Origin of the sequence: Nocardia sp. NPDC051570 (assembly GCF_044454005.1) — a bacterium.
Lineage (GTDB): Bacteria > Actinomycetota > Actinomycetes > Mycobacteriales > Mycobacteriaceae > Nocardia.
This window is the reverse complement of record NZ_JBITDI010000002.1, coordinates 413,740-433,866: the sequence shown is the minus strand read 5'-3', so window position 1 is coordinate 433,866 and position 20,127 is coordinate 413,740. Positions and strand designations below refer to the sequence as shown.

Annotated in this window: 20 protein-coding genes and 1 pseudogene; 17 read left to right on the top strand and 4 right to left on the bottom strand. The window is 66.6% G+C overall.

What is annotated here, in order from left to right; all coding sequences use genetic code 11:
* The 7 genes from ACIA76_RS05670 to ACIA76_RS05640 all read left to right on the top strand — a co-directional run bounded on the left by ACIA76_RS05670 (position 1) and on the right by ACIA76_RS05640 (position 6,961).
* Positions 1-471 (top strand): hypothetical protein, encoded by a 471-nt coding sequence (locus ACIA76_RS05670; protein ID WP_397148849.1) that lies wholly within the window; start codon positions 1-3, stop codon positions 469-471.
* Between the two features lie 115 nt (positions 472-586).
* Positions 587-1,723: a GGDEF domain-containing protein gene (locus ACIA76_RS05665; RefSeq protein WP_397148847.1), complete on the top strand. Its 1,137-nt coding sequence runs from the start codon at positions 587-589 to the stop codon at positions 1,721-1,723.
* 58 nt (positions 1,724-1,781) lie between these two features.
* Positions 1,782-2,783 carry an alpha/beta hydrolase gene (locus ACIA76_RS05660; protein WP_397148845.1) on the top strand — a complete coding sequence of 334 codons (1,002 nt, stop codon included), beginning with the start codon at positions 1,782-1,784 and terminating at the stop codon, positions 2,781-2,783.
* A 1-nt stretch (position 2,784) separates the two neighbouring features.
* Positions 2,785-3,693, top strand: coding sequence for an SDR family NAD(P)-dependent oxidoreductase (locus ACIA76_RS05655; RefSeq protein WP_397148842.1), 909 nt, complete (start codon positions 2,785-2,787; stop codon positions 3,691-3,693).
* Between the two features lies 1 nt (position 3,694).
* Positions 3,695-4,615, top strand: a complete 921-nt coding sequence (locus ACIA76_RS05650) for a ferritin-like domain-containing protein (RefSeq protein ID WP_397148840.1) — start codon at positions 3,695-3,697, stop codon at positions 4,613-4,615.
* The gene (locus ACIA76_RS05645; protein WP_397148838.1) at positions 4,612-6,114 is read left to right on the top strand and encodes a flavin-containing monooxygenase; all 1,503 of its coding nucleotides are present in this window, start codon (positions 4,612-4,614) and stop codon (positions 6,112-6,114) included. The genes ACIA76_RS05650 and ACIA76_RS05645 overlap by 4 nt, the downstream gene beginning before the upstream one ends.
* Positions 6,115-6,166: 52 nt before the next feature.
* Positions 6,167-6,961, top strand: a complete 795-nt coding sequence (locus tag ACIA76_RS05640) for a MerR family transcriptional regulator (protein WP_397148836.1) — start codon at positions 6,167-6,169, stop codon at positions 6,959-6,961.
* A 37-nt stretch (positions 6,962-6,998) separates the two neighbouring features.
* Here the strand turns inward: ACIA76_RS05640 and ACIA76_RS05635 are convergent, their stop codons facing one another.
* The 3 genes from ACIA76_RS05635 to ACIA76_RS05625 all read right to left on the bottom strand — a co-directional run bounded on the left by ACIA76_RS05635 (position 6,999) and on the right by ACIA76_RS05625 (position 9,653).
* Positions 6,999-7,193 (bottom strand): CsbD family protein, encoded by a 195-nt coding sequence (locus tag ACIA76_RS05635; RefSeq protein WP_397148834.1) that lies wholly within the window; start codon positions 7,191-7,193, stop codon positions 6,999-7,001.
* 92 nt (positions 7,194-7,285) lie between these two features.
* Positions 7,286-8,275: an SGNH/GDSL hydrolase family protein gene (locus ACIA76_RS05630; protein WP_397148832.1), complete on the bottom strand. Its 990-nt coding sequence runs from the start codon at positions 8,273-8,275 to the stop codon at positions 7,286-7,288.
* Positions 8,276-8,291: 16 nt separating this feature from the next.
* A complete protein-coding gene (locus tag ACIA76_RS05625; protein WP_397148830.1) occupies positions 8,292-9,653 on the bottom strand; it encodes a cellulase family glycosylhydrolase in 1,362 nt (453 codons plus the stop codon).
* 237 nt (positions 9,654-9,890) lie between these two features.
* Here ACIA76_RS05625 and ACIA76_RS05620 point away from each other — a divergent pair, with 237 nt between their 5' ends.
* The 5 genes from ACIA76_RS05620 to ACIA76_RS05600 all read left to right on the top strand — a co-directional run bounded on the left by ACIA76_RS05620 (position 9,891) and on the right by ACIA76_RS05600 (position 15,375).
* Positions 9,891-11,234, top strand: a complete 1,344-nt coding sequence (locus ACIA76_RS05620) for a glycosyltransferase (RefSeq protein WP_397148828.1) — start codon at positions 9,891-9,893, stop codon at positions 11,232-11,234.
* Between the two features lie 143 nt (positions 11,235-11,377).
* Entirely contained in the window at positions 11,378-12,208 is an 831-nt protein-coding gene (locus ACIA76_RS05615) for an SGNH/GDSL hydrolase family protein (RefSeq protein WP_397148826.1), read from the top strand.
* Between the two features lie 115 nt (positions 12,209-12,323).
* Positions 12,324-12,905: a hypothetical protein gene (locus ACIA76_RS05610; RefSeq protein WP_397148824.1), complete on the top strand. Its 582-nt coding sequence runs from the start codon at positions 12,324-12,326 to the stop codon at positions 12,903-12,905.
* A 206-nt stretch (positions 12,906-13,111) separates the two neighbouring features.
* Entirely contained in the window at positions 13,112-14,644 is a 1,533-nt protein-coding gene (locus ACIA76_RS05605; RefSeq protein WP_397148822.1) for a M1 family metallopeptidase, read from the top strand.
* Positions 14,645-14,808: 164 nt separating this feature from the next.
* Complete coding sequence (locus ACIA76_RS05600; RefSeq protein ID WP_397148820.1) at positions 14,809-15,375, top strand: dihydrofolate reductase family protein; 567 nt, start codon at positions 14,809-14,811, stop codon at positions 15,373-15,375.
* A gap of 14 nt (positions 15,376-15,389) precedes the next feature.
* On the opposite strand, the pseudogene ACIA76_RS05595 reads toward ACIA76_RS05600, so the two are convergent.
* Positions 15,390-15,611, bottom strand: a pseudogene (locus tag ACIA76_RS05595) (transposase); the annotation flags it as partial.
* Positions 15,612-15,841: 230 nt separating this feature from the next.
* On the opposite strand from ACIA76_RS05595, the gene ACIA76_RS05590 reads away from it, so the two are divergent.
* From ACIA76_RS05590 to ACIA76_RS05570, 5 genes are all read left to right on the top strand, one after another.
* Complete coding sequence (locus tag ACIA76_RS05590; RefSeq protein ID WP_397148818.1) at positions 15,842-16,936, top strand: hypothetical protein; 1,095 nt, start codon at positions 15,842-15,844, stop codon at positions 16,934-16,936.
* 236 nt (positions 16,937-17,172) lie between these two features.
* Positions 17,173-17,943: an SAM-dependent methyltransferase gene (locus ACIA76_RS05585; protein WP_397148816.1), complete on the top strand. Its 771-nt coding sequence runs from the start codon at positions 17,173-17,175 to the stop codon at positions 17,941-17,943.
* 107 nt (positions 17,944-18,050) lie between these two features.
* The gene (locus tag ACIA76_RS05580; protein WP_397148814.1) at positions 18,051-18,536 is read left to right on the top strand and encodes a hypothetical protein; all 486 of its coding nucleotides are present in this window, start codon (positions 18,051-18,053) and stop codon (positions 18,534-18,536) included.
* 15 nt (positions 18,537-18,551) lie between these two features.
* Positions 18,552-19,289, top strand: coding sequence for an ABC transporter ATP-binding protein (locus ACIA76_RS05575; RefSeq protein ID WP_397148812.1), 738 nt, complete (start codon positions 18,552-18,554; stop codon positions 19,287-19,289).
* Positions 19,286-20,125: an ABC transporter permease gene (locus ACIA76_RS05570; protein WP_397148810.1), complete on the top strand. Its 840-nt coding sequence runs from the start codon at positions 19,286-19,288 to the stop codon at positions 20,123-20,125. Before ACIA76_RS05575 ends, ACIA76_RS05570 begins: the two co-directional genes overlap by 4 nt.
* Positions 20,126-20,127 lie beyond the last annotated feature (2 nt).

Here is a 20,127-nt window from a genome sequence, read left to right as displayed (position 1 = left end):
GTGAGGTATGGAGCCGAGACCGTCATGAAGACCGCGCACAAGGTGACGCTCGCGGTCGCGGGCATCACGACGGCCGGGGTCATCGCCGGGGCGGCCATCAACTCGGTGCCATCGGTGAAGGCGTGGTTCGACGGATTGCTGGGCCGGGGCACCGGCTCGATCTACATCTCCACCTTTCGGTATGAGGGCGGACTCGCGGGTCCGAACGCCTTCGCCGCCGATCTCGAGGTCTCCGGCGAGAAGGGCCAGCGGTGCACCTATGCCGCGCAATCGATGTACGTGAACGGCGCCAAGGGCAACACCGGATTCAGCTCCGGATTGCCGAAGATACCGTCCGACACCTGGGATACGACCCTGTCCTTCTCGGTGGCGCCGCCCAATAACGCCGTCGGCTCGTTCTACATCCAACTGACCGTGACCTGCCCCGACGGCGCCATGAATTCCAATAGAACCATCCTGTACCAAGGTTGAGGGTTCCATCACGACACCGACTCGCTCGCGCGTCGGAGTTGCGCACCGGAATACACTCGGCAGTTAATTGGTGGCAAACGTGCATTACCCACGTGAGCGGTAACCAGGGGGTCGGATGAGTAGTCGGCAGTTGGTTCGGTCCTGGTGGAAACAGAACGGGCACTATCGCTGGCTGGTGCAGACGATCGCCTCGCGCTCGGCGCTGGTGTGGATGAAAGTGGTCGTCGGCTCCGGCGGGCTGGCCTCCGCGGTCGTCCTTGTCCTGGCGGCGTATTCGATGCCGGAGCGGCAGCATTCCGGTCGCGTGACCCTGTTCGTCTGCGCGGCGGTGGCCGCGCTGTTCGCCCTGCGCTGGTGGCTGCGGCCGGTTCCGGCCGTGCTCGCCTCGATCCTGCTGATGGGCGGCGCGGATATCTTCGTGACCGCGGTCGCCCTCCTCGCGGGCGACCATATCGGCAACGCCTCGGCACTCGTCCTGCTGGTCGCCATCGGGCTCTACTTCACCTTCTTCCACACACCCCGCATGGTGGTCGCACATGCCGCGTGGTCGGTGCTGTCCACCGTGGTGCTGTCGATTCCGGCGCTGCGCGGGGAGCATCCGCTCGCGGGCGTCGCGATGATCACGGCCATGGTGATCGTCTGCGGCGTGGTGCTGCCCGGGCTGCAGTTCGGGTGCTGGCTGCTGTGGACCGATATCCTGTCCGACTCCCTCACCGGGGTGTCGAGCCGACGCGGACTGGAATACTATGCGGCACAGACGATCTACCGCTCGTCACTCGCGCACGTCTGCGTGATCGCGGTCGATCTCGACCGATTCAAGGCGATCAACGACACCTTCGGACATCGCATCGGCGATCGGGTGCTGACGGATACCGCGCACCGGCTGCGCGCCGCCGCTCCCGACGGGGCGGTCGTCGCCCGCACGGGCGGCGAGGAGTTCGCGGTGCTGGCCCTGCTGCCCCCGCCCGAGGCCCGGGTGCTCGCCGAGCGGCTACGCCGGGCCGTGGCCGAGGCGGCCGAACCGGTGCGGATCACCGCCAGCTTCGGCATGGCGACCCTGCCGCCCGGCCGCCCTCGCGACGGTGGGGCCGCGCGGATACTCGCCGAACTGCTGCACCGCGCCGACGCCGCCATGTATCGCGCGAAACAGCAGGGCGGTAATGCGATCGCGGTCGACGAGCCGTGGCTGGCGCCCGCCTCGCCCTGGTCGCTACCCAAGGCCACGTCGGATGCGGAGCCTACGGGCGCCTGAATAGGTGTTATCAAATGTGCCATTGACAGATGGCGCATAGGCCGGTGATTCTTATGACATGTCGAGTACATGGTCGACGATGACCACCGGCCCGGCCTCGGTTCCCGAGGTGGCCGCCCTGCGCACCCGGCTCGCGGCCTCGGCCTCGGTGCTGGGATTGCGGCAGGTCCACGCGGTATTGCCGCCCAATCGGCTCGGGATCGGCATCGGCCGCGCGATCATCGCGGGCGTCATGGCGACCTTCGGTCCCGTGCTGCCGGGCACCCGGGTCACGCCGGTGCGCTCGGGCGGCGTGCGCGGCGAATGGGTGCGCGCGGCGGGCGTCGAACACGGTTCCCGGGCGATCTATTACATCCATGGCAGCGGGTATGTGGTGTGCTCGGCGCGCACCCATCGCGGGCTGGCCTCGCGGCTGTCGAGGCTGACCGGGCTGCCGGTCTTCCTCGTCGACTACCGGCTCGCGCCCGAACATCGCTTCCCGGCCGCCGCGCGCGATGTCGAGGCGGGCTATCGCTGGCTGCTCGCGCACGGCTATCGCGCGCGGGATCTGGTGATCGGTGGTGATTCCGCGGGCGGACATCTCGCGCTGGATCTGCTGCTCGAGAATCTGCGTGGCGGAACCTCCCAGCCCGCCGGGGTATTCGTGTTCTCGCCGCTGCTGGATGTGACGCTCGGGCTCGCCGAGCGGCAGGACCGGCTCAGCCGCGACCCGATGGCCCCGGCGCGGGTGGGTCGTCGCCTGCTCGAGCTGTATACCGTTGGGCAGCCGCCGGATTCGCCGCGGCTGCGATTGGTGGCGCCGCCCGGCGCCGCGCTGCCGCCGATGCTGGTACAGGCCAGCGCGGGGGAGATGCTGTCGGCGGACGCCCGCGCCTGGCACGCGATGATCCTCGCCGCGGGCGGACGCTGCGAACTCGAGCTGTGGCCCGGGCGCATCCATGTGTTCCAGGCGCTGCCGCTGCTGGTCCCCGAGGCCGTCCCCGCCCTGCGCCGCGCGGCCGGGTTCGTGAAAGACGCTCTGGCGCGGGCAGATACGACAGTTCGAACAAAGGTGAGTTGAGATGGGCCTGCTCGATTTCGACCTCGGCATTCCCGGAATCCCGGTGCGGGCGCGGCGCACCCGCGCCGCCAAGGCCGTCGTGACCGGGGCCGGTAGCGGCATCGGCCGTGCCTTCGCCCTCGAATTGGCCGCGCGCGGTGGGGAAGTGCTGTGCGCGGACGTGGATATCGAACGCGCCGCGCAGACCGCACGGATGATCGACACCAGCTACGGCCGCCCCGCCCACTCCTACCTCTGCGATGTCGCCAGGCGCGACGATATGGAGAGCCTGGCCCTGCATGCCGAGCTGATCTTCGGCGCGGCGCCCACTCTGGTGATCAACAACGCCGGTGTCGGCATCGGCGGAAAACCGGTGGGCGAGATCGGATTGGACGATTGGCAGTGGGCGCTGGGCATCAACCTGTGGGGTGTGGTGCACGGCTGCGAGATCTTCGCGCCGCGGCTGCGCGCGGCCGGTCGCGGCGGCATCATCAACGTCGCCTCCGCGGCGGGTTTCGCGGCCGCGCCCGGTATGGCCGCCTACAACGTGTCCAAGGCCGGGGTGATCTCGTTGTCGGAGACCCTCGCCGCGGAGTTGTCCGGTAGCGGGGTCGCGGTCACCGTGCTGTGCCCGACCTTCGTGAAAACCAATGTGGTGCGCGACGGCCGGATCGCCGCCGGATCGTCACGACTGGCCGCCGAACTCATGCGCCGGATCGGCTTCTCACCCGAGCGCGTGGCGCGCACCGCGCTCGACGCGAGCGATCACGGCCGCCTCTATGTGCTGCCGCAGCTGGACGCCCGGGCCGTGTGGCTGCTCAAGCGGCAGTTCCCGAGTCTGTACACCCACGCCCTCGGCGTGCTCAATCGCGTTCTGCCGCAGGAGGAGTCGTCCTCCCCGGTGGCCGACGCAGCGAAGACAGGAGTGTGACATGGCCTTCGACTTCGATGCCATGCTGGTCAAGATCAAGTCCCGCCAGTGGGCCCTGGCCGATATCGATTGGGAGGCACCGGGCGTCGAGCTGATCTCGCCGGAGCTGCATACCAAGCTGAAGCCGTTCCTGGCCGATCTGATGTGGATCGAGAACGTCGGCGCCCGTGGGTTCGCGGCGATGGCCAAGAAGGCGCCGACCCAGACCCTGCGCGAGATCTATCGCTACTTCCACGCCGAGGAGCAGCGCCACGCCAATGCCGAACTGGCGTTGATGCGGCGGTGGGACATGCTCGACGGCGACGAGATCCCGGAACCGAATATCAACGTCAAGCTGGTGATCGACTTCCTGGACAAGTACGCCGACGGTATGTCGCTGTCGTTCCTGGGCACGGTGATCCCGATGCTCGAGGTGGCGCTGGACGGCGCGCTGATCAAGTTCATCACCGATGAGATCTCCGATCCGGTCGCGCAGGAGGTGTTCAAGAAGATCAATTCCGACGAATCCCGGCATCTGGCCACCGATTACGCGGTGATGGAGCTGCTCGGCCACGCGCACGCGCGCAAGCTGTTCATCGATCTGGTGGGCGGCTGGATCAAGCCCAGCCTGCTGATCGGGGTGCTGAGTTATATTCCGCTGCTGAACAAGATGCGCGACAACATCGTCGAGATGGGCGTGGACGAGGAGAAGCTGTACGCGGCGCTGCGCAAGTACCGCGCGGTCGGGGAGCGCATGCCGCTGGCCAATCGCGTGCCCATGTACCGGATCGTGAAGATGCACGGCAACTGGGTGATCGACCGCCATCATCCCTATCACCTGTTCGCGGACGCGCTGGTGAAGCTGACCGCCCGCATACCCGATCGTTTCCTGCCGGCCCAGCCCACCTGGTCCAAGGAACTGACCTACGAGCCCGTCGCATGAGCGGGCCGCTGGACGTCGCGATCATCGGCGCCGGATTCGCCGGAATCGGGACCGCGATCCGGTTGCGGCAGAAGGGCATCGGCGACTTCGCGATCTTCGAGCGGGGCGATCGGGTCGGCGGCACCTGGCGCGACAACACCTATCCCGGGGCGGCCTGCGATATCCCCTCGCGGCTGTACTCCTACCGCTTCGCGCCGAATCCGGAATGGTCGCAAACCTATTCGGGCAGCGCGGAGATCCTGCGCTATATCGACACGATGGTCGGGGAATTCGGGCTGCGGCCCTCGATCCGGTTCGGCCACACCGTCACCGGCCTCGTATTCGACGAAACCACTGGGCTGTGGGACATCTCGTTCACCGAGAAGCCGAATGTCAAGGCGCGCAGCGTCGTCATGGCCTCGGGGCCATTGGCCAATCCGGGCTTCCCGGCGATCTCGGGTCTCGACGACTTCGGGGGCCACCGAATCCACAGCGCCCGATGGGATCACGACTACGACTTCACCGGCAAAACGGTGGCGGTGATCGGCACCGGCGCGAGCGCCGTGCAGATCATCCCCGAACTGGCGCGAAAGGCGCGGTCGGTCAAGGTCTTCCAGCGCACGCCCGGCTGGGTGCTGCCGCGGGTGAACCGGGACACCCACCCGCTGACCCGACGGATGTATCGCACCGTGCCGCTGACCCAGGACCTGGTCCGTGAGGCCTGGTTCTGGGGACATGAATCGGTGGCGCTGGGCGTGGTGTGGAATTCGCCCCTGACCCGGGTCGTGGAATCGGTGGCGCTGCTGCATCTGCGTGCGCAGGTGCGCGATCCGTGGCTGCGCCGCCAGCTCACCCCCGACTTCCGCGCGGGCTGTAAGCGGTTGCTGTTGAGCAACGACTACTACCCGGCGCTGCAGCGCGACAACTGCACACTCGTCACCTGGCCGATCGCGCGGATCGTCCCGCGCGGCATCCGCACCGCCGAGGGCATCGAGCATCGGGCCGACTGCCTCGTGTTCGCCACCGGATTCGATGTGTCCAAACAGGGCACGCCGTTCCCGATCACCGGTCGCGACGGGCGGGTGTTGGCGCAGGAGTGGCAGCGCGGGGCCTATGCCTACAAGAGTGTGGCGGTCTCGGGCTATCCGAATCTGTTCTTCACCTTCGGACCCAACTCCGGGCCGGGACACAATTCGGCGCTGGTGTACATGGAGGCGCAGATCGACTACCTCACCGACGCCATCGGACTGCTGCTGGACCGCGATCTGCGGATGCTCGAGGTGAGCCGGGACCGTCAGGACCGCTACAACGCCGTGCTGCAGCGGCGGCTCGCGTCGACCACCTGGAATTCCGGTTGCCGCAGTTGGTATCTCACCGAGGACGGCTTCAACGCCACCATGTATCCGGGCTTCGGCACCCAGTTCACCCGGCAGCTGGCGGCGGTCGATCCGAGCGATTACCTCGCCACGCCGCGCGCGGGTGTGGACGTCGATCGGCGGGTCGGGGCCAGGCTGGGCTAATGTCGAGGGCGGTTCGGTGAACGGTCGGTCGAGCAGGAGGAGCGAGACGCGGATGGCGGAATACCGCATCGACGATCTCGCTCGCGCCGCCGGCACGACGACCCGCAATGTGCGCAACTATCAGGAGCGCGGATTGCTGCCTGCGCCCGCGCGGCGCAGCGGCCGGGCCCTGATCTACGACGACTCCCATCTGGCCCGGTTGCGGATCATCGACGCGCTGCTGCAGCGCGGCTTCACGACCGCCCATATCGCCGACTTCATCACCAGCTGGGAGACGGGGAAGGATCTCAGCGAGATCCTCGGGCTGCAGCAGGCCGTCACCGCGACCTGGGGTTCGCCCGAGGAGCCGATGTCGGTGCCGCGCGAGCTGGTCGACACCTTTCTCGGCGACGGTCCCGACGGCCCGGTCGGTCAGGACGATATCGCCCGGCTCGCGGAGCTGGGGCTGGTCCGAGTGCACGGGGAGATCATCGAATTCACCCAGCCCGAACTGCTGGAGACCTTCGGGGCGCTGCACGGCTACGGATTCGGGCTGCCCGGGCTGATCGAGGTGTACGGCGCGGTGACCGGGCGGGTGAACGATATCGCCGACACCATGGTGGCCGCGGCCAAGGACCATATCGTCGACGAGCACGGGCCCGGGTGGTTGCCCGACAGCGACGAGGAGATCGCCGAGACCACCAAGATGCTCAATCATCTGCGTGAGCTCGGCGTGGCGGCGGTGCACAACACGCTGAACCAGGCGCTGGACCATACGTTGCAGCGGGAGTTGAGCGCGTATCTGGCTACCGCGGCCGAGCGTCATGACAACGGGAGGTCCCGGCCCACCGCGGGCCGGGACCATTAGAAGGAGTCGACGCCGGGATCGTTAGGCGTCAGCAGGGTCAGTGGCGGAAGGCATCCTTGACCTTCTCGCCGACATCCTTGACCTTCTCGCCCGCGTCCTTGAGGTTCGCCTTGACCTGGTCGGCCTTGCCCTCGTTCTTCTTGTCCTGATCCCCGGTGGCCTCGCCGACCTTCTCCTTGGCCTGGCCGGTCAGGTCGTCGAGCTTGTTCTTCGCCTTGTCGGTGGCGCTCATGGCGTCCCCTTTCCGATGTGGTGTGCCGGCCCGCTCGGCTGGAGCCCGCAATCCGGCTATAGCCCGTCACCGCGTTCGTAAACGGGCGATGGTCAGTTGATGCCGTCGGCCAGCCGCACGCCGGTGAGGAAATGGCCCTGGGCGTTATGTCCCTCGAGGGTCGGGTGGAAGGGGAAGAAGGGTTCGCCGGGGTCCATCAGGCCGGTCCAGTGCGTCGCGGGGGAGCACAGGTCATGGCCGATGCCGACCGGGCGCAGTGACCAGAAGCCCACGCCGATCCGGTCGGCGGCACCGTGGATCGCGTACTCGATGTTGTCGGTCATCAGATGGGCATAGGCCGTGCGGTACTGCGGCCACGGAATGTGCAGGCCGAATACCGAGAAGCAGACGAAGGGGACGCCGGGCGGCGGGAGTGGATCTTCATAGCCGACGAGGCGGATCTCGGCGTTCGGCGCGGCGGATCGGATGGAGCCGATCATGTCGCCGCGAATGCCGCGGGTCATGCGAAAGGCCAGATCGGCGCCGGTCATCGCGTCGGCGTCGGTATAGAGGTTCGGATCGGTGCGATAGTCGCAGCCACGAATGATATCGGTCAGGCACATCGCGAGCGTGTAGGCGTAGTTGGAGACCTGGCCGGGGAACCAGATATCGTTCGCGGAGATCTGAATGGTGACCAATCGTGTTGCGGCGCCGAGCATTCCGTCGGTGATGGACTGATCGATCTGAGTACGCAGATTGTTGACCGGTTCACTGTCGGTGGTGGCGGACTGGCAGGCGTAGTCGGCCCAGTCGCCGGTCTGCGGTTGGCCCAATCCCCAGTCCGCGGCCATGATCGACGGCCAGCCGAAGTTGCTGCGGGCGCAGTCCATCGGATTCGGCGGCGGAACGGTCTTGGGCTGCTGCTGGAAGGTGGGCAGGCCGAGCACGCCGCCGCCTCCGCCGAAGGGCGCCACGGTCATGCTGTCGCCGAAGGCGACGTACCGCACGCCGGGTTCGGCGGCAGACGCGGCCGGCACGGCCACGGCGGTGGCCGCCAGGACCGAAGCCGTTGCGACACCGAGACATACGCGGGTGATCTTCATCGGGCAGTCCTTTCGTTCAGCAACCTTGGTCGTCGGCGCCCGGGCCCGGCAGCACGGTGAGTGCGATATCGCCGTTCTCGGTGCAGGAGGCGATGCGCAGTTGGGGCGCACCGGGTTCGGATACCGCCCGCCCGCCGCGCAGGCGCAGATGGTATCCATCGCGATACTGGCGTTGAGGCAGCGCCACCACTGTCCGACTGCCGATCGGGAACGCCCCGTCGCCGGTGGCCCGCGCGGGGGTGTAGCTGTAGTCGAATTGCCGTGTGCCGGGATCGAATCGCCACGGCCCGGGGATTCCGGCGGTCAGCTGCGGATAGGGCCGGGCCAAGGCGTCGAGATTGGCCTCGTTGATATTGCCGTCGGTGCGCGGGCGACGCGGATCGATCACGATCGCCTGGGCGTCGGGATCGCGCGCCACCGTGGCCGGATCGCCGCCGAAGTAGGTCCAGTGGAACCAGCCGTCCTGGTGATCATCGAAGATCGCGGCATTGGCGCGCAGGGCGTCGGCCGCGCCGGTGGCGCCGAATTCCGTTGCCATGGCGGGGATTCGCTGCTCGCCGGAGTAGCGGGCGGCCTCGACGGCGCCGGCCTGCCACTGCGGTTCACAGCCCGCGCCGCCGCCGCCCTGCAGCGCGGCGACCACACAGTAGGAGTTGTAGCCGTACACCACATTCGCATCGGGCACCTGCCCCAGATCCGAGCGGGAGCCGTAGTTGGAGGTGATCAGCGGTGCCAGCCACACCGGAGTCGCACCGTCGCCCTGCCGAATCGCCTGTGTCACATCGCGACTCAGCGCGCGCAGCTGATCCGCCAGCGGCGGCGGGCAGAAATCGGCGAGGCATGGCAGGAACGCGGCTCCGGTGGGCGGCTGGTTGAGCGGCCCGTAGCCGATCAAACCGGGTGTGCCCGACAGGGTTTCGGCGACATGTCGCCACATGGCGAGGAAGCGGTCGCGGATGCCGATCCCGTCGGCGGCGGGCCGATTGGCGTAGAAGTTGTCGGTGGCGCGCCAGTAGGCGGGATTGGCCAGATTGGCCCCGATCAGATCGTGCGGACCGTCGGGGATGCCGTCGTCGATCGTGGCCCAGTCGGGCGCGCCGTCGCCCCCGTACCGGGTCGACCAGATGTCCTGATGGGCCTCGACGAGCGTGGCGATGCCGTGGCGCTCGAGCATGGCCACGGTCTGGCGGATATCGGCCAGATAGTCGTCGTCGTAGACACCGGGCCGCGGCTCGACCGCCGCCCAGAACACCGCCAGCCGGACCGCGTCGAAACCCTCGCGGGTCAGCAGGTCGGCATCCTCGTCGCCGAAGCCGAGCCGGGACGGAAGATAGGGGACATGCTTCGCGGCGACATTCTCGCCATGTGGGACAAACACTCGGCCCGACTGGTCAACCAGCCATTTGCCAGAAGCGAATACGGGAGTTCTTATAGTTTCGTACTTCAGGTCTGATTCGTCCCCCGATGCGATGGCCTGCGGCGCGATCGTAGCCATCAGTGTGGCCGCAGAGACGCAGATTGCCCGAAGAGCCCAGGTCATTCGCTCCGCTTTCATGGCGGATAACGTATCACCAACAATCCTTTCATCAGCGATAGCCAGAAGTTAGCCTAAGTCATGGCTAAGATTCTCGCGTTCACTTCTCCCGCCAAGGGCCACCTCTATCCGATTACCCCTGTACTCGCCGAACTGGTCGAACGCGGCCATCGGGTCACCGTGGTCACGCTGCCGGATTCGGGTCGCTCACTGGCCCCCCTGGGCATCGGCGTGCGGGCGCTGCCGCCGGAGCTGGCCGAGGACACCCTCAACGATTGGGGGGCCGGATCGCGGATCGCGGCCCTGCGGTCGCTCGCGCGCTCGCTGGTCGATCGGATGCCCGTCGAGGCCGAGTCGCTGCGCCTGGCGATCGCGGCCGAGACCCCGGATGCGCTGCTGATCGATATCACGACCCCGGGCGCGCAATTCCGGGCGGCGGCGAGCGGCCTGCCGTGGGCGTCGTGGGCGCCGTTGCTGCTGCCGATCCCGTCGCGCGGTGTGCCGCCGTTCGGTCCGGGACTGCGCCCGAAATCCGGTGTGGCGGGCCGCATTCGAGACGGCGTCGTGCAGCGGGTGCTCGATCACTACTTCGACGAGGTGCTGCCGGAGATGAACCGGGCGCGGGCCGGGTTCGGGCTCGAGCCCCTGGCCCATTCCAGGGACTTCTTCTTGCAGCCACCGCTGCTGCTGAACTTCACCGCGCCGCCGTTCGATGATGTGCACCGCGACTGGCCCACCTCGATCCATCAGATCGGCCCCGGCCTGTGGGCCCCGCCGGGACGGGCTCCCGAATGGCTCGATTCGATCGATCGCCCGCTGGCCCTGGTCACCTGCTCCACGGAGTTCCAGGACGACGGCCATCTGGCGCAGGTCGCGATGGACGCGCTGGCCGATACCGACTTCTATACGGTCGTGACGGCCGGGGCCATCGACCCGGCCTCGTTCTCGGTGCCGCCCAATGCGCGCGTGGAATCGTTCCTCCCGCATCATCTGGTGCTGGACCGCACCGATGTCGTCGTGTCCCACGGCGGCATGGGGATCACGCAGAAGGCACTGGCGGCCGGTGTGCCGGTCTGTGTGGTGCCGTTCGGCCGCGATCAGGCCGAGGTCGCCCGGCGCGTGGTCACCAATGAGGCGGGCACGTCGGTCCAGCCGAAGAAGTTGTCCCCCGGTAGATTACGGGCGGGGATCGAGGCGGCCAGGGGCTGCCGCGAGGGCGCGGCGCGGGTGGCGACGGGATTCGCCGTGGCCGGTGGCATCCAGCGCGGCGCGGATCTGCTGGAACGCCATCTGACCGGATCGGCGGCGCGCACGGCCCGCGACACCGCGGGCGTCGGTGGCCGGCAGGCCCCGATCCCGATGATCACTCGCGAGGAGGAGTTGCTGTCCGAGCGGCACTCCGAGAGCCCTCGGAGCGGCCGGTGATGTGTCGTGGGCTGTTCGGCCCGCCTGATAGGCAGCGAATGTCCTCGCACCCGAACGGATTTCGTCCGCGAGGGGATGGCGGGGCCGCCTCATCGATATCGGGTGCGCGTCGGTCGAGATGGATCGGGGCCCCGGCGGTCGCGATGATCTCGGTGCTGTCGGCCGGGAGTTGGGCGACCGTCTCGGCGGCACCGCCGAGCGTGGGAAAGTATGTGGCGCTGGGTGATTCGTATGCGGCCGTGGGGACGCTGACCACCATCGACCCCCGCGTACCGGGATGCGCCCGGGCCGCCGACAACTATCCCGGTGATCTGGCCCGGCTGCTCGGTGCCGGGCAGTTCGTCGATGTCACCTGTGGTCAGGCGGTCACCGCGGATATGTTCGCGCCGCAGGTGACGCCCGTGGGAGTGAATCCGCCGCAGCTCGACGCGCTGACCGAGGATACGGATCTGGTGACGATCACCGTGGGCGGCAACGATTTCGGTGTCGGGGACCTGTTCGCCCGCTGCGGCGCACTGGCAGTGACCGATCCGACGGGCGCGCCCTGCCGGGATTCTCTCGGACTCGGCGGTGATCAGCTGGCCGCCCGGGCCGCCTACGCGACGGCGAATATGCGGCGCGTCTTCGACGAGATCCACAGGCGCGCACCGCATGCCACCGTCGTCTCCGTCGACTATCTGCGGCCGCTGCCGCCGACCGGCACCTGCCGCTGGCAGCTGCCGGTCGCCGACGGCGACGCGGTCTTCTTCAACGAGATGTGGGATCGCTATCGCGTCGTGGCGAGTGCGGAGATGGCCGAGCGCGGTGCGCTGTTCGCCGATGTGGGGGCCGAACTCGGCCACGACGCCTGTCAGCCGCCGGGCGTTCGCTGGGTCGAACCGCCCATCCCGGCGGCGCCCTACGTGGCCGGCCACCCCAACGCCGCCGGGCAGGCCTACGTTGCCGCGTACATCGCGGATCTGCTGCGCCGCTGATCGGCGAATCCCGCTCGGGTGTCGTGGCGATCACGAAATGTGCCGGATCGGAGGCTGTTCGGTCACAAGCGCGCGCGAACCGGGATTCGGCCTCTGACCAGGCATAAGCTTGGGTATGAGCTCGCCGGAGTCCGAAGTGCAGCGGGTGGAGGTTGCCGCGCTGACGAGTCTGTACGACGCGGAGCGGGCCGATCAGCAGACGCATATGAATGTGGCGTTGGCGTTGATCGCCGGGGCGGTCACCTATCTGGGCGTGGTGGTGGGTCAGTTCCATGATCTGCGGCAGTCCTATCTGTTCGCCGTGCTCATCCCGTTCCCGCTGTGGATGGTGGCCGCGTTCCATGTGCTGTTGATCGCGACCATCGTGACCCGCAACAAGTCCATCCGGATTCTGGAGCTGCGGTTGTTCGCCGCCACTCGACTGGCCGCGGCGGGCGTGACGGTCGACGAGATCGGCCGTGAGCGAGCGCGCAAGGTCACCGATTTCCGAGTTCAGCCGTGGCAGTTGAAGTTTCAGACCCTGATGACCTACGGCGGTATCGGGCTGACGCTGGTGTGCTTCACCTCCTACTGCCTGTGGAACGCCCAGAACGCCCGCGGCTGGACCGTGCCCGTGATCGTGAGTGTGCCCTGCTATCTCGTGCTCACCGCCCTGCTGGCGCTGGCCTGGTGCACGGCCGTGACCGGGAAGTCGTAGCGGGTCCCCCTACTCGTTACCCCGATCGCAGGCTGATCGGTCGATTTTCGGGCCGCCGCACCGGTTCTGGTGTCTCATTGACTGACGGAGATCGTGATCACACGCGAGTATCCGTGTCCCGCAGTTGATTACAGATTCGATAGAGCGTTCGTCAGTTGGCCCTGGGTGCGCTCTGGCCGGATCGCGTTCCAAAGGCGTTGATCACCATGCGAATTCACTATTCGAGATACCCCATCGCGCTATCGGCCTGCGCCGTGGCGCTTTCGCTGCTGTCCGTCACGCCGGTGTCGGCCGCGCCGGAGGGTGCGCCGCCGGGCGTGCCGCACCACCCGGGTGCGCGGATCGCCACACCCGGTTCGGACGGTCTGGGCGATCCCTACTACCCCAAGGACGGCAACGGCGGCTACGACGTCAAGAACTACGACGTCGCCATCGATTACGACCCGGCCAGCCGCAACCTGTCCGGTAAGGCCACCATCTCGGCCAGCGCCACCCAGAGCATGACCTCCTTCGATCTCGACTATGCGGGACCGCCGGTGAAATCGGTGACCGTGAACAGTCAGAAGGCTCAGTTCACGCGGACCGGCGAACACGAACTGGTGATCACTCCCCCCATCCAGCTGACCTACGGTCTGCCGTTCCAGGTCGTCGTGGAATACGCCGGGACCATGTCCGATACCGCCGGCAACGGCTGGACGCTCTCGCCGAGCGGCGGCGCCTTCGCCGCGGGCGAACCGCATTCGGCGACAACGTGGTACCCGCTCAACGACACGCCGCTGAACAAGGCGACCTTCAGCCTGCACGCGACCGTGCCCGACGGCTGGGACGTCGCCTCGAACGGCGTGCGCACCTCCGATAGGCCCGCGGCCGAGGGTAAGCACACCGTGACGTGGGAGGAGAAGACCCCGATCATCGGCTATCTCACCACCGTCGCCATCGATAAGTTCACCCGGCTCGAGCAGAAGCGTTCGGACGGAACCACTTTGGAGAGCTTCTTCGCCCCGGGTGCGGCCGGGCAGAAGCAGTCGCTCGAGAAGAATCTGCCGCAGGTGCTCGATTTCGAGGAGCAGCTGTACGGGCCGTATCCGCTCGATGCGGGCGGCGGCATCTACGTCGATACCAATCTGCAGTTCTCGCTCGAGACCCAGACCCGGCCGATCTACGCGCCGTGGACCGATCTGAACACCCTGGTGCACGAGAACGCCCATCAGTGGTGGGGCGATGCGATGTCGGTGAAGCAGTGGAAGGACGTGTGCCTGAACGAATGCTTCGCCAGCTACACCGCCGACATCCTGTACCCGGAGCGGGTCCAGCACGCCGATCCGGATCAGATCTATCTGAACGCGCTGGGCACCGCCGATCAGCGCGGCATCTGGTCGACACCGCTCTACGATCCGGGCGTAGGCAAGGAGTTCACCACCGTCTACACCCGTGGTCCGCTGTTCCTGCACGCCCTGCGCCGCACCATCGGTGACGACGTATTCTTCACCGCCGTCAAGGATTTCGTGCAGGGCCACCGCAACGGCAATGCCTCGATTCCGGAATTCCGCGACTTCATCCAGTCCCGCACCGAGACGGATCTGACCGGATTCTTCGACGCCTGGCTCAACGGTACGACCCGCCCGGCCGATGAGTACCTCTACCCGGGTTCGCTGAACCAGCACCCGGGCCTGACCGCACCCCAGCAGCGTGGCGCCCAGCCCGACTGGCCGTTCGGCCGGGGTGATCGGAAGAAGTAGTCACTCCCAGAGCGGCTCCGGGGCCGGCGAGTTCGACTCGCCGGCCCCGGCTTCGTCATGCCCACCGACCCCCAATACCGCAACGACACTTGTGTGAGTTGACGCTGGTAGATCTGTTGTGTGGCGTCGCGATGAGTTTTGTCCTCCGGTGCAGTCTGATCTGCATGGGCAAACTCATCTATGGCTTCAACGTGTCGGTGGACGGGTACATCGCCGACGCGCAAGGCAACATCGACTGGTCCGATCCGAGCGAAGAGCTCCATCAGTACTGGAACGACTTCGAGCGGGAGACCGCCCTGTCGTTCTACGGGCGGCGGCTCTACGAACTGATGTCCGCGTACTGGCCGACCGCTGACAAGGCTCCGGACGCCACCCCTCTGATCGTCGACTTCGCGCACATCTGGCGCGACATGCCCAAGGTCGTGTTCTCGCGCACCCTGGAGTCGGTCGACTGGAACTCCCGCCTGGAACGCGGCGACCCGGTCGAGGTGGTGACGAGACTGAAAGCCGAAACCGACGGCAGGCTGGAGGTGGCCGGCGCGACGCTGGCCGCACCGATCGTGCGGGCCGGACTGGTGGATGAGTACCGGATCGTGGTCGCGCCCACCGCCGTGGGCGGGGGCACCCCGTTCTTCCCGACACTGCCGTCATGGATCTCGCTGCGACTGTTGGAGAACCGCACCTTCCCGGGCGGCACGGTCCTGCTGCGCTACGAGGCGAAACACGACTGATCGGACATGCACAGCCAGGGTGCGTTGCGGGTCCACCGCCAGAACCGGTTGTAGACCGTCTTCCACGGTCCGTACCGTTCGGGCAGGTCTCGCCACGCGACCCCGGTTTTGGCTTTGTACAGCATCGCGTTGATCACCCGGCGATCGTCCACTCGTGGACGGCCCTTCGCTCCCGATACCGGCAGCAACGGCTCGACCACCCGCCACTGCTCCTCGGTCAACTCGTGTTCACGCACCGCAACCGACGATCAAAGCACATCAGCCACAACCACTTTGAGGACACGACATAGGTCGATTCCGGTGTGAGTGGGTTCTCCGCAGGTCCGAAGGTTCCCGATCCATGGCGATAGCCCGGCGTGATGCTGCGTCGTTCCGGTGGCCGCCGGAACAGCGGGGAAAGCCCACGTGTCGGGGACGGCCGATATGCGAGACTGACGCTGTGCAGCCCAAGCGCAGGATTCACTTCGTGGGCAGCTTGCCCGCAGAGTTGGACAGTCCAGAGAAGGCGATGGCGTTCGCCGTCGACACAGCCGGTGAATTCCTGGACGGCATGGTTCCGGGTGGTGAAGCGGATCCATATCGGGCCCAATGGTACGTCAGACCCATCATCGACCGGCTCGGCAAGGTCCCGGCGCTGGCGCCTGTGCGCCACGGTGATTGGTCGACACTGTTTTCCCGTGACACCTTTCGGCTTCGGGCCGGCCGATCGCTGGCCGAGGCCGATATCGACGCCGCGCTCGGCTATGCGGAGGAGGCCCGGCGTGCTGGGGACGCGTTGGTCGACATACGCCGAACCGATCCCGGACTTCGCTTGCAGGTAGGCATACCGACGCCCTTCGTCATCGGTTTCATCGCTTTCGAGGCGCGGATGCTCATGTGGCGTCGAGGCTCGGCCGGCCGTGGTGACCGAGGCTTCCCCTATTACCGCCCGATTGTCGACGCCACTGTCAGGGAGATCGTCCGTATCCATGAGGCGTTGGGAGACAACGTCGTATTCCAACTCGAACTGGCAGCGGAGACGCTCCTCTGCGCGGGGACACCTGCGGGCGTGCGGCAGGGCCCGGCCACCGTGGCGGGTCGAGCAATCGCACGCCTCGTCGCACGGGCGCCTCATGATTCCCGTTTCGGTGTGCACTTGTGCTACGGGAGCCTCGACGACAAGCCGGTCGTGGCGCCGAGATCGACGGCCCCGGTCGTCGCGCTGGCCAACGCGATAGCGCGATACTGGCCTGCGGGGAGGCATCTCGATTTCGTCCACCTCCCCATCGGCGACGGCAAACAGGCGCCGGTTCGGCCGCGGTACTACGCGCCCCTGGCGCGCCTCGAATTGCCTGCCACTACACGTGTTATCGCCGGGCTGGCGCATTCGACACAGCCGCTCGCGCAAGCACGACAGGGGCTGGCTGCGGCGGAATCGGCCTACGGCGGCCTGTTGGACGTCGCGGCCCCATGCGGTCTGGGCCGCTATGCGACCGTCGACCGGGCGCGGTCCGCGGTAGCACACGCAGTCGCCCTGGCTGAAACAGATCCAAGCCCGACCAGCGATGGCAGCCGGAAGTAAGTACCGGTCGATTTGTCGTGGAGTGTTGGATTGTGTTGTGTCGGAGTATGGTTCGCCGACGGCTCGATCGGGGGCCGGTTCGGTCGGGCGGAGCAGCGCCTCGTTCGGGCAACGCATACTTCCACCACATCCGGGCGACGACAGATCTCTGGAGTAGCGGACACCTGAGGTGGCGGTCGGCTACGGTTACACCTGTGGTCGAAGGAATTGAAGGACCTGTGTCGGAGAGCACACGGATGCCGAACCCGTTCGACCCCGGTGAGCTGACCTCCGCCCGGGTGTACGACTACCTGTTGGGCGGAAGGGACAATTACGAGATCGACCGAGACATGGCCTCTCAAATGCTCTCTCGCGCACCCGAGCTCAAGGTCTTGGTCTGGTTCACCCGGAGTTTCATGCTCAAAGCGGTCGAGATGGCCGCTGCTGCCGGTATCCGTCAGTTCCTCGATCTCGGCTCGGGTATGCCGATCTCGCCCAACGTGCACGAGGTGGCTCAGCGGATCGAGCCGTCGGCGCGGGTGGTGTATGTCGACTACGACCCGGTCGTGCACGCTCATTGCGAAGCGCTGCTGGCCGGACCACCCGGTGTCGCAGCACTGCTGGGCGACGTTCGTCGTCCCCGCGACATCCTCGATCAGCTGAGAGACCGCGCCCTGATCGACTTCAACGAGCCAGTAGCTATCTCGCTCGTCGGTGTGCTGCATTACCTGATGGACGACGATCACCCCGCCGAGATCATCGCCGCCTTCCGCGATCAGTTGGCACCGGGCAGTTACCTGGCGATCACTCATGGCTCCAGTGATTCCGACCCAGAGATACTCGAGGTGCTCGCCGGCACCAACAATACTTCGGCCCAGGTCACCTTTCGGTCCACAGCGCAGACGGAGGCATTCCTCGCCGGCTTCGAGTTGTTCGAACCTGGTGTAGTGCCGGTGCAGGAGTGGCTCGGCCCCGACTTGCCGGACACTCGGATGGTCATGATAGGGGCTATAGGCCGCAAACCCTGAGGATCCGACACGAACAGGAGTATTCTCGAATGCGCCAATTTGCTGTTGGCCGCCTGCATATTTGAGCATGCATCAGGTGTTGTCCCAGTCGATCAGAGGATGAAGTCATGAAGACCCTCAAAATTGTCGCTGGTGTCGTGTCGACGATCGCAACGGTCACCATGGTCACGACCGGTGCCTCGGTTGCCAATGCCCCTGCCGCCTCCGCCGCTTCCGGCGACTTCCTCATCACCCGAGACGTCCCCACCCTCGACGATCTCCACAACCAGGTCGCGTTCCTGATCGAAACACCCGGCGTCTCCGACGAGGCCAAGGCCGCCAATATGGAGGGCGGTATGAGGGCGGTCGTGGTTGCGGACACCCTCTACAACTCCGGCCTGTTCCGAGCCCCGATCGGGTCGAATGAGATCACCGGTCCCGAAACCCAGGACGGCGACGTGCACACGGCTATGCTGCGCAGCAAGTCAGCGGGACGGCCGGATTTGGTTGCGCGCGTGGTCTGGAAGCGTATCGATGGTGTCTGGAAGCTGTCCAACAGCTCCGTGTGCGAGGGCGTCAAGGCCGTGGGACTTCCGCTTGCCTGCGACTTCTGACCAGCTGCGAGCGCCGTGATCGACATTCGTGACCTCACCCTGAGCTACCCGGGCGTGACCGTCCTCGAAGTCCCCGAACTGACCGTGGCAGACGGGGCACTCACCTACCTGATCGGTCTCAACGGCACCGGCAAAACCACGCTACTGCGGTGTATCTGCGGCATCATGGCGCCTGCCATCGGCACCGTCCGGGTCGACGGCACCCTCATCCGGGCCCATCACACCACACCGGCAACTCTCGGAATGCACCTCAACTACCGAGCTTTCGACCCACGCCACACCGCACGTCGGCACCTACGCTGGATCGCCCGCGCCCGTGGACTACCCACCGGCCGGGTCGGCGACGTCCTCGAGATCGTCGACCTCGTCCGGGTCGCCGATCGTCGGCTGGGGCACTTTTCGCTCGGCATGCTCCAACGTGTCGGCATCGCCGCCGCATTGCTCTCCGAGCCTCGGACCCTGCTGCTCGACGAACCTCTCAACGGCCTCGACATCGCGGGCATCCGCTGGATGCGCGAACTGCTGCGCCAGCTCGCTGATGCCGGGACTTGTGTGCTGGTTGCCACGCATCTGCTCGATGAGGTCGAACGCAACGCCGACCACATCGTCATCCTCGGAAACCGGCGCATCCTGTCCGACCAGCCGTTCGCCCACCTCATGGACACCCTGGGCCCTGGCGAGACCAGCCTCGAAGACGCCTATCTGCGAATCGCCGGCCTGCCTACCCACCTCGCGTTCGGCGTGGCCCCATGAACAGCCTCGGTCCGGCCACCCTGATCCGCCGCGGCGTCGCCGCCGAATGGACCCGCACCACCGGGCGCAGCTTCCTGTGGACCGTCGCCGTCCCCCTCACCTTCGTGCTGCCGCTGGTCGTCACCTTCGGAATCGCCGCCGTGGCAGAACGACTCGCCACCCTCCCCGGAGTGAGTTACGTGGCCGCGGTCTCCACCACCAATTCCGTGTACTGGGTGATCACCTTGTCCGTGTCGGTCATGATGGTCACCGCCGCCTACGCCCATGCCACCCAATGGCGCGGTCAGACAAGCGATCTCAATGCCTTCCTGTTTCCCCGGTCCTGGACGGTCGCATTGGCCCGGTGGATCTACTACGGCACCATCACGGCAATCTCGACAGTTGTTCTGCTCGTCGTCGTCATGGTCACGCTGCCACACCTGTTCCCCCGAATCTATGGGGCTGTGGACATCACCGACTCCGCCGGTATCCGGTTCCTCTGGACCGTCCCGATCTACGCGTTCGCCGCATGCGGGGTAGGTATCGCGGTCGGGTCACTGATTCGCACTCCGTCCGCCGCCGTCGCCGTCCTTCTGTTCTGGGTCTATGCGGGCGAGAACTACATCAATCTGCTACCTCATGGGTACACGCTGCAGGCCTACGCCCCGTTCCTCAACGCTGTCGCCGCAACCGGCCAGCAAGTCGCCTTCCTCCCTCGCTTCGGCCGCACCGGATCTCTGCTGTACTTCATCCTCGTCGCCGCCACCCTCTTCATCACCACAGCCGTCCTACCCATCCTCGTTCGCCGGTTGTCCGGACGCCGCAGAGCGACGCTCGCCAAATCAGGCACAACCTGAGC

Coding starts and splice junctions, on each gene's coding strand:
- ACIA76_RS05665 (WP_397148847.1), top strand. CDS start 587: ATGAGTAGTCGGCAGTTGGTTCGGTCCTGGTGGAAACAGAACGGGCAC.
- ACIA76_RS05660 (WP_397148845.1), top strand. CDS start 1,782: ATGTCGAGTACATGGTCGACGATGACCACCGGCCCGGCCTCGGTTCCC.
- ACIA76_RS05655 (WP_397148842.1), top strand. CDS start 2,785: ATGGGCCTGCTCGATTTCGACCTCGGCATTCCCGGAATCCCGGTGCGG.
- ACIA76_RS05650 (WP_397148840.1), top strand. CDS start 3,695: ATGGCCTTCGACTTCGATGCCATGCTGGTCAAGATCAAGTCCCGCCAG.
- ACIA76_RS05645 (WP_397148838.1), top strand. CDS start 4,612: ATGAGCGGGCCGCTGGACGTCGCGATCATCGGCGCCGGATTCGCCGGA.
- ACIA76_RS05640 (WP_397148836.1), top strand. CDS start 6,167: ATGGCGGAATACCGCATCGACGATCTCGCTCGCGCCGCCGGCACGACG.
- ACIA76_RS05635 (WP_397148834.1), bottom strand. CDS start 7,193: ATGAGCGCCACCGACAAGGCGAAGAACAAGCTCGACGACCTGACCGGC.
- ACIA76_RS05630 (WP_397148832.1), bottom strand. CDS start 8,275: ATGAAGATCACCCGCGTATGTCTCGGTGTCGCAACGGCTTCGGTCCTG.
- ACIA76_RS05620 (WP_397148828.1), top strand. CDS start 9,891: ATGGCTAAGATTCTCGCGTTCACTTCTCCCGCCAAGGGCCACCTCTAT.
- ACIA76_RS05615 (WP_397148826.1), top strand. CDS start 11,378: ATGATCTCGGTGCTGTCGGCCGGGAGTTGGGCGACCGTCTCGGCGGCA.
- ACIA76_RS05610 (WP_397148824.1), top strand. CDS start 12,324: ATGAGCTCGCCGGAGTCCGAAGTGCAGCGGGTGGAGGTTGCCGCGCTG.
- ACIA76_RS05605 (WP_397148822.1), top strand. CDS start 13,112: ATGCGAATTCACTATTCGAGATACCCCATCGCGCTATCGGCCTGCGCC.
- ACIA76_RS05600 (WP_397148820.1), top strand. CDS start 14,809: ATGGGCAAACTCATCTATGGCTTCAACGTGTCGGTGGACGGGTACATC.
- ACIA76_RS05585 (WP_397148816.1), top strand. CDS start 17,173: ATGCCGAACCCGTTCGACCCCGGTGAGCTGACCTCCGCCCGGGTGTAC.
- ACIA76_RS05580 (WP_397148814.1), top strand. CDS start 18,051: ATGAAGACCCTCAAAATTGTCGCTGGTGTCGTGTCGACGATCGCAACG.
- ACIA76_RS05570 (WP_397148810.1), top strand. CDS start 19,286: ATGAACAGCCTCGGTCCGGCCACCCTGATCCGCCGCGGCGTCGCCGCC.